A 14,787-nucleotide genomic window follows, 5' to 3' on the forward strand; every position below is an offset into this window, starting at 1 on the left:
TCCCTGCGGGGCTGACCTGGCTCGTCAATTGCGCCTCGGCGATTTTGATGCCGGACTCACCCCCCAACTTTGAGATTTTTATTTTTTACTGAGCTGTCGTTGCCGCTGTGAGTATTTTTCATACTTTCAGCGACACGTTGGTTTCATTGAAAACCTGAACGTATCGCGGGGGTTTTTACTCCCCATCGAAATCGCCGAGGCGTTCGCGGGAGGCCGGGGCTGGCGGCATGGATGCCGCCAGAGGGGGCGAGCTACAGGATGTAGCATCGCGCCCGACCCGGAGCCGGACGCGATAAGCCGAGGGCACCGCGAAGCGGCGATTTCGCTCGGGGGAGCCGGGGGTGTTGGGGGCGCGGCGGCGAGCGCCCCCAACCCGTTCGCGTACTACGGAGCCAAAGATTGACTCGAAAGCCCAGGCGAACGGAACAATTCCACTAAACGGAACAATTCCACTGAACGGAACAATTCCACTGAACAAACTGAACGGGACAACTCCACTGAACGAAACAATTCCACTAAACAAAAACAAACACGCCCAAAAGCGTAACACCTACTTCTGCGTCTGAATAAACGCCGCCAGCCCCTTAATCTGCTCATCCGTAAGCTTCGCCTTCGCCCGCGCCGCCGCGCTATTCCCCCCGCCATCGCGGATCGTCGTCATCCCTTCCACCGCCTGCTCCTCGCTGAGTGTGATCAGCGGCGGCGCTTTATTAAACGCCGTTTTATCCGCCTTACGCCCGTGACAGCTTGAGCAATCGCGCTGGAATTGCCGGCCATAATCCTCGGTGGCAGCAGCACTGGTGGAAATGAACGCCAGACCACACAACATCAACATCCGACGCTTCATCACCCTTCCCCCGCCAGTTTGCGGAAGGTCGCGGTCAGCGCCTGTTCATCCCGTGCGCCCTGGTGCATATCAATCACCCGGCCTTTAGGATCAATCAAAAACGAGGTCGGCGTGCCGATCACCTGATAACGCTCCTGGGTGATTTTCATCTGGTCGCGCACTACCGGGTAGCTTATGTGGTGCTGCGCCAGCAGCGGCGCGATATCCACCGCGTCGTTATCGGTATTCACTGCTACCACTACCAGCTTGTCGCCCCACTGCTGGCTGAGTTTTTCAAGCGATTGCATCTCCGCCAGGCAGCCGCCGCAGCTAGCGGACCAGAAATTCAGGTACACGCCCTTGCCCTGCCACTGTTCCAGTTTCGCTTCGTGGCCCTGGCTGTCGAAGGCTGCCAGTTGGGGTGCCGGTTCGCCCAGCGCCAGTTTTTCCTCTTTGCAGCCCGCCAGCGCCACCAGCAGGATGAATAACAGGTTACGCCAGCGCATGGTTTCGCTCCTCGCTCAGGTATTTGCCGTGTTGCAGACGGATCACCCGGTCAGCAAACTGACCCAGCGCCGGGTTGTGGGTCACCATCACAATGGTGCGGCCCTGGCGGTGCAGATCCTTTAACAGCGCCAGCACCCGGCTTTCGTTTTCTTCGTCGAGGTTGCCGGTAGGCTCATCGGCGAAGATCACCGGTGGCTCGTTGACCAGCGCCCTGGCGATGCACACGCGCTGCTGTTCCCCGCCGGAAAGCTGGCTCGGCAGGTGCGTCATACGGTGCTCCATGCCGACCTGCGCCAGTACCGCTCTGGCGGCGTTTTCATCCACCACGCTGTGGTAATGCTGCGCCAGCATCACGTTTTCCAGCGCGGTAAGAAACGGGATCAAGTGGAACTGCTGGAACACCAAGCCGATTTTCTCGGCGCGAAAGCGGCGGCGGCCCTCTTCGTCCAGCCCGGCGGCGTCGGTGCCGTCGAGAAACACCTGGCCGTCGCTCACCGTATCCAGACAGGTGAGAATGTTCATCAGCGTGGTTTTCCCGGAGCCGGAGGCGCCCATAATCGCCACAAACTCGCCGCGCGCGATACGCAGGTTGATGTCATCCAGCGCGGTTACGTCGCCGAAGCGTTTATACAAATGGCGGGTTTCAATCACCGCCTGCGGAATGCGCGATACAGACATAGCGCTACTCTCCTTTGAGAACTTTTGCCGGTTCGACGCTCACCGCGCGGCGCACCGGGACAATGGCCGCCGCAGCGGCGACCAGAAGCGATAAAATTAAGGTGATCGGCAGGACCGGCAGGCGCAGCGCGATAGTGGCGTTAAACACCGTCATGCCCAGCAGTTGGGCCAGTAAATAACCCAGCACCCAGCCGCAGGCCACCGCCGCCAGGGCAATCAGCCCGGTTTCCGCCAGCATCTGGCGGATGATGTCCCGGTGGGTTGCGCCGAGCGCTTTTTGCAGGGCGAACTCTTTGGCCCGCTCGCCGACGATCGCCATCAGCGTGGTATTCACGCACAGCGACGACAGCGCGAGGATCACGATCGAGACAAGCCCCATCAGCCCTTTGATTTTGTCCAGCACCTGGCCTTCGGACGCCGAGACTTTGCGGATCGGGCGGATATCCAGTTGTGGATACTGTTTTTGCAGGGTGTCGGCGTACTGGTCCACCTGCCCGAGATCGTTATTCACGCTGAGCAGCGCGTGGTTCAGTTCGCCGGTTTTGTGCAGCAGGGTTTGCGCCAGGTCGACGTTGACGATCAGCATGTTGTCAGTGGCGTCGCCCGCTTCCACCCGCCCCTTAATGCGCAGCTTTTTCTTGCCGTCATCGGTCATCACGGTGACGCTGTCGCCGACTTTCAGGTTCAACCGCTCGGCCAGCTTGACGCCCACCATAGCGTTGCGATCGTCAAAGTTAACGCCCACCCAGTCGCCGGTTACCTGCCAGTACGGGGCCAGCTTCGGCATTGATTCGAACCACACACCCATCACCACCACTTTTTCCAGTTCGGTGCGGGCCATGCCGTAGAGCATCGGGCTGGCGGCGTTGATTAAGCCCGGCGGCGCGTCGGCGATAATTGGCTCCAGCTCGCGCTGTTCCATGCTTTTGCCGTGGCCAGGGCCGATGTAAAAGTTGGCGCCGAAAGTGCGCAGTTCTTCGCTCATCTTGGCGTTGATATCGAAATAGACCGCCGACAGCGCCGTGACAATCGCCGCGCCGACGGTAAGCGCCGCGAACACCACGCTGACGCGCTGCATCCGCAGGCGCAGCGCGCGCCACACCAGCAGCCACAGCATGGAATGCTTACCGCCCATACAGCACCTCCACCGGGTAGAGGCGCGCAATGCGCCGCGCCGGAAACCAGGTGCCGATCAGCGAAATCAACACCGCCACCACCAGCACGCAGGGCACCACCACCCAGGCAAAATTCAACGGGGCGTCAAACAGCATCAGGCCAATGGACTTCGCCAGCCCCCAGCCCGCCACGCAGCCCGCCGCGCCGCCCAGCAATCCGCTGCTGGCCGCTTCGAGATAAAACAGCAGCATGATTTGCCACTGGCGCGCGCCGAGGGCTTTCATCAGGCCGATCTCGTTGGCGCGCTCCATGATGGTGCTGGTCATCAGCGAGGCGATGCCCATCGCCGCCGCCACCAGCGCCGCGAGGGTGACTACCGCCAGCAACAGTTGGATTTTGTCGATCACCACGCCTTCCGAGGCCGCCACCTGCCAGATCGGGCGCACCACCGAGCCAGAAATCGCCTCTTCAAGCTGATGAGCAATCGACGAGACAAACGCGGTGCAGTACCACAGGTCGTACTCTTCGGCGTTCAGCGCGTCGAGGTTTTCCCTGGCGCGGCGCGACAGTTCATTTTCCGGCACGGTCAGCGCCGACACGCGGATCGCCTGCACTTTACCCGGCAATCCCAGCAGCGTTTGCGCGATGCTCAGCGGCATCACTAACTGGTTGTCTTCATCGCCGCCGCTGGCCAGGAGCCCGCTCACGGTGACGGTCTGGACGGTTTTCTCGCCCTGTAATGTCAGAACGTCGCCTGTTTTCAGACCCAGGCGCTTCGCCAGGGTCTGGCCGACCAGCGTTTGCGGCTGCGCGGCCACCGGCTCCTGCGGCCACGCGCCGGTCACTTGCCAGTACGGGCTCACCGCCTGCTGGCCGATGCGGTAATCCTCTTCATCCGGTACATCCACCGGCTGGTTGAAGAAGGTGCCAAGAATATTCACCGGCTTACCGTTGAGCATCACCTCACCGCCCAACAGCGGGGCGAAGCCGACGATGTTATTGCGCCAGAAGATGTCTTTGATATTTGGCAGCTCTTTCTCATCGAGAAAATCCTGGCCGGAAAGCGGATTGCTCTGCTCGCTGAACAGCGCAGGCAACGCCGCCTGGCCCGCCGGTTCGATCAGGATATTCGCGCCGTAGGATTTCAGCTCCCGGGACATTTTGTCGCCGATATCAATCGACACCGCCAGCAGCGCGGAAATCAGCCCGGAGGCCAGAAATACCGTCAACACCGCCAGCAGTTTCCGGCGCAGATTTCGTCCCCAGGTCTGACGCAGCATTCGCCACAGCATGGTTACTCCTCCTTCTCGCCCGGCACGAACTGCTCCGGCGCGTCGCGAAAGCGGTTGTAGTTGGCTTCGGAGGCAAAGAACCAGGTTTTGCCGCCATAGCTGAATTTGTATTCGGCTTTGTCGTTGGTCAGGGTCGCGCCGTTCACCGGATCGGTGACGTTCATGCTGATCACGGTAGAGAAGTAATTGACGCCCGCTTCCAGCGACGCTTTGGTCAGGGTCAGCTCTTTGTCGTCACTCTGCCAGTCCTCAATCGGCACCGGGTTGCAGCCGCCCGCTTTGCCAATGGACGGGATAAAGATATGCACCCCGCAGGCCACGCAGATCACCTGGTTACCTTCCATTACGTAGCCCTGGTCACCACACAGCAGGCAGGCGTCAAATACCACGCCGAGACGCAGCTTATCCGGGTAGCGGTTGATCACAAAGAAGCGCACCGCTTTGCCGTCGTCGGCGACCCAGACAAAGCGGTGAAGTTTACCGTCGCGCACCTGCTCGATGGGAATATGCACTTTGCCGTCTTTTTCCAGCATCACCGGTTGGGCTTCAGAGAGGCGCGGCGGCTGAGAGGCGACCAGATCCCAGTACAGTTGCCCGGCGGCGATCAGCACTGCGGCGCATCCGGCGGTAAGCAGCAAACGGCGCGCGCCCAGATAACGGGCGCAGGCGAGCCGATGGGGGATCGGCTCGTTGGTTTGCGCCAGGGTTTTACGGCGGCGCTGCAACTCCGGCAGCCAGCAGGCCGCCAGCGCCAGCAGCAGCGCGGCTCCCGCCCAGTTAAACCACGGGGCGTTATTGGTGACGCGCGAGACAAAGCTCAGCAGCGCTTTGGTCAGCGGCAGCACCTGCAATTTCATTAACAGCAGCAGCAAATCCCCCGCCAGCGGCACCAGCAGTAAAACGGTGACGGCGATAACGGTCGGCCACTGGGCGCGCGGCATCCGGCGCAGCAGCATAGCGCACAGCACCGCCGCCAGCGCCAGTAGCGCAAATGCCCCGACCAGCGCGGTGATGTTGAGCAGCAAATCGGTATTGAGCACATGGGTGGTGGTGACCGCGCCAAGATTCGGGTCCTGCACCCAATGGCGGGCCGCGCCGAAAATCAGTACGCCCTGCCAGAGATAACCGAGCCGAGAGGAAGGGTGACGCCAGGTTATCAGGAACAGCAGCAGCGCCCCGATTTCCACGCCGGTCAGCGTGAGCGGGATCGTCTGATTATTCGGCAGTTGCAGCCCCAGCCAGCCGCCCAGCGCCACGGCCAGCAGGCTTACCCACACCAGCGGACGCAGCGTCGCCGTCCGCCGCACCCCGTTCACCCCGCACAGCAGCGCAATACATAAAAACGCCTGCAGGGTCGTGACAAAAAAGTAACTCATAACGTCAACTCAATGCGCTCAAAACCGCCGTAGCGTAAAACCAGAAAAGGGCGGCGGCATAGCCGACACCCTGGTCACATCCTGTTGCATCTTGTGCGATGGTGGCGATCAGTTCAGCCCGACGTATTTAAACTCGTAGCTGACGTCAAACGGCTTCCACCAGCGACCTACGCCGGTTTCACCATCGGTATGGCGATGCATGCCCGCTTTTGACGGCGGATCGATGTGATAGGTGACTTTATAGTTGCCCACGCCCATCATTTTAATGTTCGCGCCATAGTGCGGGCCGTCGCTCGCCACCATCGGCATGAAGGTGCCTTCCTGTTTCGCGCCGGTATCGGTGTTCACCAGGGTGTAATTAATGGTCAGGAACGGGATCCACTCACCCGCGCCGAAGCCGTTTTTATTGCCTTCCACCGCGTGAATATCCGCTTCAAGGTGAATATCCGCTTTGGCTGCCGGCAGGCCCATGCCACGCGGCTCCATGTCGATCGGCTGGAGGTAAACTGCCGCCAGTTCCATTTCATTCATGGTGATCGGCTCGCCCGCCGGGTACTCTTTAAAGGCAAACGCCGCAGGTGCGGTAAAAATCCCGGCGATCACGGCACTGGCAATCAGGCTCTTCTTGATGGTCATCAGACTTATCCTCTCGTCTCAAAGAAAAATTCAGTTAAGGTTTGCTTTTAATGATGTCTGGCCCGGATACCGTCGCCCCGCGCCGTTGCATCACCCACAGGGCGATCAGCGCGGCGACCAGTAAAGCGGCCTGCGGCAGCAAGGTTTCAACATAGGGATAGATGCCAAGCCAGCCGATTTCCGGCACACCTGGCAATAACGTAGGCTGGAACAGCTTGCCCTCGATCAGCTCCAGTACCCCTTTCCCGGCGAAGACAAACGCCATTAGGTACATAAAGCTGCCGGTAAACATAAAGAACGGTTTAAGCGGCAGTTTGACCACCGAGTAACGCATCACCAGCCAGGCCACCAGCAGCACCACGCAGCCGATGGCGAAGCCTGCCAGGATCGCCAGATGGCCGGAGACGTTGCTGGCATCGCCCACCAGTGCGTAATAAAACAGCACGGTTTCCGCGCCTTCGCGGTAGACCGCCAGGAAGCTGGTCATCCACAGGCCAATCAGCGACCCACGGCTCAGGGAGTGAGAGAGTTTGCCTTCCAGCCAGGCTTTCCAGTGGCGGGCTTCCACTTTGGAAAGCAGCCAGTAGCTCATGGAGAACAGCATAAACACGGCGATCAGCATGGTGATGCCTTCGAGCAGTTCGCGGCTGGCCCCGGAGTGGGTAAACACCGCCTGGAAGATCGCGGCGGTGATCACGCTGCACACCAGCGCCACCACTACCGACTGGCGGATCAGCGGCAGCTTGTCCTGATGGTTATTTTTCACCATGTAGGCCACGATGGCGGCCACGATCAGCAGCGCTTCCAGCCCTTCACGGACGATGATCATCAGGCTATAGAGCAGCAGGCTCCACTGGGTTTGTTCGCCTTCGCCAAGCAGAGAAACCGCTTTTGCCAGATCCTGCTCCAGCGCCTGCGCTTCGGCATTCAGCGCCGCTTCAGGCTGCCCGGCTTTCATCAGGCTAACCAGGCGGGTGAAGTGGCCTTCGAGCTGGGTTTTAAAGGCGGCATCCCGGGAGCCGACTTTGTTTTCCATGCCGCTGGCTTCAAACAGGTCAAAGTAGGTGTCCTGCACCGCCATCATGCCGTCCTGGACGTTGCCATCCTGATAAACCGCAATGGCTTCTTTCAGGCTGCTGTTGATGCTGGCGGAGACCTTGCCCCAGTCGGCCTGGGCGGGGGTATCGGCTTGGGCGGGCGCATCGCCGCGTTGCGGGGCGCTCACGGCCTGGGTCTCGCGGGTCGTCGGCAGGCCCGGCAGCACGTCCTCGATATCCTGCAACAGCGTGGTGACGCCGTAAGCGACATCGTTAAGATTGTCCGGTTTGGCGGTCAGGGCGATAAGCGTGGTGAACTGCTGATTGATCGACGCGGCCCGTTGCGCAGAGCGGTTCTTGCGCACCGACATTTCCATTTCCGAGTTTTTGAAACCCTGATAATGGGCCTGCTGTACGCTCTGGCTGGCTGCGGCAAACTGCCCTTGCTGATACTGCGTAACCGCCTGGGCCAGTAGATCGTCGATGGTCTGGAAACTCTGCTGCCAGTAGTGGGCGATTTCCCCGTTGCTGTACGCGCCGTGCTGCTCTTCCGCCACCAGCTTATGGCCGCCGTCCAGCACCGGTTCAACCTGATCCAGCTCGTGCTTCAGCCAGTCGATTTTACCCTGCACGTCCGCCACGGATTTGCCTTCGCCGATCATCTTGCGGATTTCGCCGAAGGTGCTCTCCATCTGGTAGCTTTTCTGGGCAGAAATATTAATACGGATCGGGCCTTCGAGATTTTCGAACACTTCGAAATAGGCCATCTGCACTTCGCGGCGGGCTTCACTGACCTGCTGCTGCTGATACAGCGTGGCGGTTTTATCGAGGCGAGTTTTAATGTCGTTGATATAAGGGGAATAATCGGTGGCTGCCCACGCCAGTGAACTCACCAGTAAGCAGCAAACGGCAAGCAAGAATGAACGCATGTTGAACACGGTACGCCCTGATAATCTAAATAATATTCATTATCATTACCTGTTTTGTCAGGTTTTGTACATGATTAAGATCATATAAGTGACAATTATTGACGTTACCTTTCAAAAACTGCGATGAATACATCCTTTTTGATTGAATTTTGTGCTACCCGGCGAATTTTCCTCCGCAATGCCCTTTACGTGACACCAATCCCAAATTCCAGCTATTGAATTCAGGAATTGATATTTCATTTTCAAATCTTCGCAACGTTATGCTCTCAAAACGTTAACAAACACGTCTGCGAAAATGATGGAGATGAACAATGACAAGACAAATTAAACTCGGCGCATTTCTTCCTGGCGGCGGCCAGCACGTGGCGGCCTGGCGTCATCCCGATCAGCCCGCTGATGGCGCAACCAGTTTCGAATTCCACAAACAGCTGGCGTTGACCGCCGAACGCGGCCTGTTTGACGCTTACTTCCTGGCCGACGGCCTGGCGGTCCCGGCTAAAGGCGGCACCGAAGGCGGCCGCGCAAAAATCGCCGGGTTCGAACCGGTGACGCTGTTTTCCGCACTGGCGCCGTTAACCAAAAATATCGGTTTTATCGCCACCGCCTCCACCACTTACGAAGAGCCCTACAACACGGCGCGTAAATTCGCCTCGCTGGATCTGATTTCCCAGGGCCGCGCGGGCTGGAACGTGGTGACGACCGCCACCGAAGCGGCGGCGGTGAACTTCAACCTCGACCAGCAGCATCCGCATGATTACCGTTACGAGCGCGCCCAGGAGCACGTTGACGTGGTGAAGAAGCTGTGGGATAGCTTTGAAGACGACACCTTTATTCGCGATAAAACCTCCGGGCAGTTTATCGACCCGGACAAAGTGCATACCGCCGATCACGTCGGTAAGCATTTCAAAGTGAAGGGCCCGCTCAACGTGCCGCGCTCGCAGCAGGGGCACCCGGTAATCGTCCAGGCCGGGCAATCGGATAACGGGCGTGAACTGGCTGCCGCCACCGCCGAGGTGATTTTCACTTCCCACCAGCATATTTCCACCGCCCAGGAGTTTTACCGCGACATTAAAAACCGCGCCAGAGCGTTGGGCCGTCGCCCGGAGCATATTCTGGTGATGCCCGGCGTCGCACCGTTTGTTGGCCGCACCGAAGAAGAAGCCCAGGAAAAATACCGTGCGCTGACTTCATTAATCGTTGAGGAAGACGGGCTGGCGCTGCTCAACGGCCTGACCGGCGGCACCCTGAATTTCGCCGATTACGATCTTGATGGCCCGCTGCCGCCGCTGCCTGCTACCGAAGGGATGAAGTCGCGCCAGGCGCTGATCCGCCAGATTGCCGATGAGCACCAGTTCACCATCCGTGAGCTGTACCAGTGGATCGCCACCGCGCGCGGCCACTTCACCATCGTGGGCACCGCCGAACAGGTGGCCGATACCCTGCAAGCGTGGTTTGAAAACGAAGCCGCTGACGGTTTCAACATTCTGCCGCCGTACCTGCCGGGCGCGCTGAACGATTTTATCGACCTGGTGATCCCGGAACTGCAAAAGCGCGGCCTGTTCCGTACCGCCTATGAAGGCACCACCCTGCGCGAAAACTTAGGATTACCGTATCCAGAAAACCGTTATTCCATTCTCCGCAATAACAAAGTGGCATGAGGGGTTCACGATGACTGACTTCAGCAAAGTATGGGTGCGCCCCCGGGCGCGCAGCCCTGGCGTCAAGCTGACGATTAACGGGAAATGGCGCAAGCGCGCGCTGGCGTTCAGCGCCGATTACGGCCTGCTGGTGTTTTTCTTCGCGGGCTGGCAAATCGCCAGCACTCAGGGATGGCTGAACCCGGCGGTGATCCCGCCGCTGGATAAGGTGTTTTTTGCCCTGTGGAACGGCATCACCTCCGGCGCGTTGCTGGACGATATCACCATCAGCCTGCAACGCGCCGGGCTGGCGTTCTTCTCGGCAGTGATTATTGGTATTCCGCTTGGGCTGTTTATGGGGCAAATCCGCCCGCTGGAGCGCGCGCTGGACCCGCTGTTGCAACTGTTCCGCCAGACCTCAGCGCTGGCGTTGTACCCGGTGTTTATCCTGCTGTTCGGGCTCGGCGAAGGCTCTAAAGTGTTCGTGATTTTCTGGGCCGCGCTGTTCCCGGTGCTGTTGGCGACCATCAGCGGCGTAAAAGAGGTGGATCCGAAGCTGTTGGAAATGGCGAAAACCTTTGGCGCACGCCGCTTGACGGTGTTCCGCCGGGTGATTGTGCCGGCGTCGGTGCCGTCGATTTTCGTCGGTTTGCGTCTGTCTGCCACGACCGCCCTGCTGCTGCTGATTGCCGCCGAGATGATTGGCGCCAATAAAGGCATCGGCTTCCAGGTGATGAATGCGCAATACAACTTCCAGATCCCGGTGATGTTTGCCGCCATTTTCCTGCTGGCATTCTTAGGGCTGATGGCGAACCGCATCCTGGTGGTCCTGCAACGCCGTCTGTGTCGTTGGAATACTCATAACCATTAATTAGCCGTTCACTTTTCGATTATCGATTGTCTTATTTGGGAATTTCAAAAATGAAAAAACGCATCGCCTTGTTTGCCGCATTCGCCTTTGCCAGCCTGAGTTTTACCTCACTCGCCCAGGCGCAGGACAACGTTACGTTACGTTATCTCGCCAGTTACGGCGGTATTTCCGCCCATGAACTGGCCGACGCGCTGGGTTATTTCAAAGGCACCGGCGTGTCGCTGGAAAATAAAGGCTATGCCAGCGGCGGCCCGGAATCGTTATTCGCGCTGGCCTCCGGCAGTGTGGATATCGGCTCTGCCGCCACCCCGGCGGTGCTGAATTCCATCGCCAGCGGCAATAAATTCGTGGCGGCCTACCCCACTAACGGCATCGATAACACCACCAAGTCCATCTTCTACGTGCGGGAAGACAGCCCGATCAAGACCGTAAAAGATCTGGCCGGTAAATCCGTGGCGATCAATACCCTGGGCGCGCATCTGGATTACACCCTGCGCGAAGCGTTACGCCAGGCGGGTTTACCGCAAAACGCCGCTAAGCCGGTGGCGGTCCCTGGCCCGCAGCTTGAGCAGGTGCTGCGTTCCGGGCAGGTGGATGTCGCCGCGTTCGGCTACTGGCAAACCACCTTTGAAGGCGTGGCCCGCAGCCACGGCGGCCTGCGTCCGGTGTTCAACGATACCGCCGTATTAGGCGAAATCGCGGGCGGCTTTACCGTACTGCGCGAGGATTTCGTGCAGGAGCACCCGGAAGCGGCGAAAGCCTTTGTTCAGCAATCGGCCCGCGCGCTGGACTATGCCCGCGAACACCCGCAGGAAGTACGCACAATTATGGCGAAAATCCTTAAGGAGCGCGGTGAAAACCCGGACGTCGCCCAGTACTTTACCGGCTACGGTGTGCGCCCTGGCGGCAAGGCGGAAACCCGCGATGTGCAGTACTGGATCGATATCCTTGAGCGCGACGGCGCGCTGGGTAAAGGCCAGATCCAGGTGACTAACGTCCTGTTTAAAGCGCAGTGAGGTGAATGATGACGACAGCAACCGATATCCGCCGGGGTGAAGTGTCCGTACAGCGCGTCTATAAATCGTTTTCCCTGAACGGCGAGCAGTTTGATGTGTTCCGCGATTTGAATCTGCATATCAGCGCCGGGCAAAGCATTGCCATCGTCGGGCCGAGCGGCTGTGGCAAAACGACCCTGCTGCGCATCCTGGCCGGGCTGGAAGAGCCGAATGCCGGCGATGTGTTGATTGACGGCAACGCGGTTCACGGCCTGAGCCGCGAGCGGGCGGTGATTTTTCAGGAGCCGCGCCTGCTGCCCTGGCTGTCGGTGCTAGATAACGTCAGTTTTGGCCTTGATGTGCAGGGCGTGTCGACGCGCGAAGCCCAGCAGCGCGCCCGCAAGGCGCTGGCGCTGGTGGGGTTGAGCGAGTTCGAAAAAGCCTGGCCACGCCAACTGTCCGGCGGAATGGCCCAGCGCGTCGGTATCGCCAGGGCATTAACCGTGCAGCCGGAGATTCTGTTGCTGGATGAACCGCTGGGGGCGCTGGATGCGATGACCAAAATCACCATGCAGGAAGAGCTGGCGCGCATCTGGGCAGAAGAAAACGTGACCATGATTCTGGTGACGCACGATCTGGAAGAGGCCATTTATCTCGCCGACCGGGTGCTAGTACTGCCGAAACATAAAGGCGGGGAAATCCGCTTTATCGACGTCACCCTGCCCCGCCCGCGCCTGCGCAGCCAGAGCGAGTTTGTCGCTTTACGCCAACAGTTGATGGCGGAGTTCGGGTTACACTAAGCCGCTGTATTTACATGGCTTACCGCGTCCTGGCAAAAACCAGGGCGCTTTTTTTTGCCCGATTGCCAGGGAATTCGTCTGTAAACCTCAGATTTGCCACCTCAGATACCTCGGTTCGCCAATATTCGTCTAAGGTTTTTCTATGGTTGTTTTCAGCCCCTGCGCTGAACGCCCTATATGGAGAATCATTGATGACAAAATCAGCTATGCGTCAACCCCGTACCCTGCTGTTCGCGATCCAGACAGCGCTGGGTAGCGCCTTCTTACTCTTCGGCCCGCAGACCGCGCTGGCGGAAGATCAACCCAAAGCCGCCGTGCAGCCGCCCGATGTGCTGTTAGGCCCGCTGTTTACTGATGTGCAGAGCGCCAAACTGTTTCCCGATCAGAAAACCTTCGCCGATGCGGTGCCGAAAAGCGATCCGTATATGATCCTGGCGGATTACCGGATGCAGCGGAACCAGTCGGGCTTCGATCTGCGCCACTTCGTGAACCTGAATTTCGACCTGCCAAAAGCGGGCGAGAAATACGTACCGCCCGCCGGGCAAAGCCTGCGCGAGCATATCGACGGGCTGTGGCCGGTGCTGACCCGCACCACCGATAAAGCCGCGAAGTGGGATTCACTGCTGCCGTTGCCGGAATCCTATGTGGTGCCGGGCGGGCGCTTCCGCGAGGTCTATTACTGGGACAGTTATTTCACCATGTTGGGGCTGGCGGAGAGCGGTCACTGGGACAAAATCGCAGATATGGTGAAGAACTTCGCTTATGAAATCGACACCTGGGGCCATATCCCCAACGGCAACCGCAGCTACTATCTGAGCCGCTCGCAGCCGCCGTTTTTCTCGCTGATGGTCGAGCTGCTGGCGACCCACGATAAAGACGCTCTGAAAACTTACCAGCCGCAGCTGACCAAAGAGTATCAATACTGGATGGAAGGCGGCGACAGTCTTGCGCCAGGCAGCGCCAGCAAGCGGGTAGTGAAGCTGGAAAACGGCGCGCTGCTTAACCGCTACTGGGATGACCGCGATACGCCGCGTACCGAATCCTGGCTGGACGACGTGACTACCGCGAAGAACAACCCGGATCGCCCGGCTACCGAAATTTACCGCGATCTGCGCGCAGGGGCGGCGTCTGGCTGGGACTTTAGTTCGCGCTGGATGGATAACCCGCAGCAACTGGGCTCGATCCACACCACCTCGATCATCCCGGTGGATCTGAACGCCCTGATGTATCAACTGGAAAAAACCCTTTCCCACGCCAGTAAAGCGGCGGGCGATGAGGCGGGCGCGGCACGCTATGACAAACTCGCCAGCCAGCGCCAGCAGGCGATGGAATCAACCCTCTGGAATGACAAACAGGGCTGGTACGCCGATTACGATCTACGCCGCAAAGCGGTACGCGATCAGCTCACCGCTGCGGCATTGTTCCCGCTGTTTGTTAACGCCGCCGCCCAGGATCGTGCCGATAAAGTAGCGGCCGCCACCCAGTCTCAACTGTTAAAACCGGGCGGCGTGGTGACTACCACGGTGAATACCGGCCAGCAGTGGGATGCGCCAAACGGCTGGGCGCCGTTGCAGTGGGTCGCCGCCGAGGGGCTGGAGAACTACGGTCATAAGGATTTGTCGATGGAAGTGACCTGGCGATTCCTGACTAACGTGCAGCATACCTACGACCGCGAGAAGAAACTGGTGGAGAAATATGATGTGTCTTCAACCGGGACCGGCGGTGGCGGCGGGGAGTACCCGTTGCAGGACGGGTTCGGATGGACTAATGGGGTTACGCTGATGATGCTGGATAAGCTGTGCGCGGCACAGAAACCGTGTGATAGCGTGCCGCAAACGCGGCCGGGGGCGGGGTCGTCGGCTCCGGCGGATTCGGATTCGGGGTCTGAACCCGCGAAGGTGGCGGAACCTGAGGCGGCGAACGCACAGTAAGATTTTCTCTTGGGGGATGTCCGGTGGAATGTTCCGTTCGCTCAGGCTACGTCCATCTATGCGGCTTCAGTGACGGCGAACGTGTCAGGGGCGCGGCGGCGAGCGCCCCCAACCCGTTCGCGTACACTGGCGCACGAGACTGACTCGACAGCCCAG

13 protein-coding genes are annotated in these 14,787 nt (G+C 59.3%); 5 read left to right on the top strand and 8 right to left on the bottom strand.

Translation table 11 applies throughout. The annotated features are described in order from the left end of the window. Positions 1–550 precede the first annotated feature (550 nt). The 8 genes from RT120_RS10940 to RT120_RS10975 all read right to left on the bottom strand — a co-directional run bounded on the left by RT120_RS10940 (position 551) and on the right by RT120_RS10975 (position 8,397). A complete protein-coding gene (locus RT120_RS10940) occupies positions 551–847 on the bottom strand; it encodes a c-type cytochrome (RefSeq protein WP_312982581.1) in 297 nt (98 codons plus the stop codon). Further along, a complete protein-coding gene (locus RT120_RS10945) occupies positions 847–1,332 on the bottom strand; it encodes a TlpA disulfide reductase family protein (RefSeq protein ID WP_312982583.1) in 486 nt (161 codons plus the stop codon). The genes RT120_RS10940 and RT120_RS10945 overlap by 1 nt, the downstream gene beginning before the upstream one ends. Further along, on the bottom strand, positions 1,319–2,011 hold the full coding sequence (locus RT120_RS10950) for an ABC transporter ATP-binding protein (protein ID WP_161659950.1): 693 nt from the start codon (positions 2,009–2,011) through the stop codon (positions 1,319–1,321). The genes RT120_RS10945 and RT120_RS10950 overlap by 14 nt, the downstream gene beginning before the upstream one ends. A 4-nt stretch (positions 2,012–2,015) precedes the next feature. Continuing rightward, complete coding sequence (locus tag RT120_RS10955; RefSeq protein ID WP_312982584.1) at positions 2,016–3,146, bottom strand: ABC transporter permease; 1,131 nt, start codon at positions 3,144–3,146, stop codon at positions 2,016–2,018. Further along, positions 3,136–4,419: an ABC transporter permease gene (locus RT120_RS10960; RefSeq protein WP_312982586.1), complete on the bottom strand. Its 1,284-nt coding sequence runs from the start codon at positions 4,417–4,419 to the stop codon at positions 3,136–3,138. The genes RT120_RS10955 and RT120_RS10960 overlap by 11 nt, the downstream gene beginning before the upstream one ends. A gap of 2 nt (positions 4,420–4,421) precedes the next feature. Beyond that, the gene (locus RT120_RS10965; RefSeq protein ID WP_312982588.1) at positions 4,422–5,795 is read right to left on the bottom strand and encodes a Fe-S-containing protein; all 1,374 of its coding nucleotides are present in this window, start codon (positions 5,793–5,795) and stop codon (positions 4,422–4,424) included. A gap of 108 nt (positions 5,796–5,903) precedes the next feature. Then, positions 5,904–6,431: an iron transporter gene (locus RT120_RS10970; RefSeq protein WP_312982590.1), complete on the bottom strand. Its 528-nt coding sequence runs from the start codon at positions 6,429–6,431 to the stop codon at positions 5,904–5,906. A gap of 34 nt (positions 6,432–6,465) precedes the next feature. Beyond that, positions 6,466–8,397, bottom strand: coding sequence for an FTR1 family protein (locus RT120_RS10975; RefSeq protein ID WP_312982592.1), 1,932 nt, complete (start codon positions 8,395–8,397; stop codon positions 6,466–6,468). Positions 8,398–8,708: 311 nt separating this feature from the next. Here RT120_RS10975 and RT120_RS10980 point away from each other — a divergent pair, with 311 nt between their 5' ends. From RT120_RS10980 to RT120_RS11000, 5 genes are all read left to right on the top strand, one after another. Further along, entirely contained in the window at positions 8,709–10,055 is a 1,347-nt protein-coding gene (locus RT120_RS10980) for an LLM class flavin-dependent oxidoreductase (RefSeq protein WP_312982593.1), read from the top strand. A gap of 10 nt (positions 10,056–10,065) precedes the next feature. Further along, positions 10,066–10,905, top strand: coding sequence for an ABC transporter permease (locus tag RT120_RS10985; protein WP_312982595.1), 840 nt, complete (start codon positions 10,066–10,068; stop codon positions 10,903–10,905). 50 nt (positions 10,906–10,955) lie between these two features. Continuing rightward, positions 10,956–11,921: an ABC transporter substrate-binding protein gene (locus RT120_RS10990; protein ID WP_312982596.1), complete on the top strand. Its 966-nt coding sequence runs from the start codon at positions 10,956–10,958 to the stop codon at positions 11,919–11,921. A 5-nt stretch (positions 11,922–11,926) separates the two neighbouring features. After that, the gene (locus RT120_RS10995) at positions 11,927–12,700 is read left to right on the top strand and encodes an ABC transporter ATP-binding protein (RefSeq protein WP_312982598.1); all 774 of its coding nucleotides are present in this window, start codon (positions 11,927–11,929) and stop codon (positions 12,698–12,700) included. 191 nt (positions 12,701–12,891) lie between these two features. Beyond that, positions 12,892–14,631 carry an alpha,alpha-trehalase gene (locus tag RT120_RS11000; RefSeq protein WP_312982600.1) on the top strand — a complete coding sequence of 580 codons (1,740 nt, stop codon included), beginning with the start codon at positions 12,892–12,894 and terminating at the stop codon, positions 14,629–14,631. Positions 14,632–14,787: the final 156 nt, after the last annotated feature.

The sequence above is a fragment of the Atlantibacter sp. genome, assembly GCF_032062175.1.
GTDB lineage: Bacteria > Pseudomonadota > Gammaproteobacteria > Enterobacterales > Enterobacteriaceae > Atlantibacter.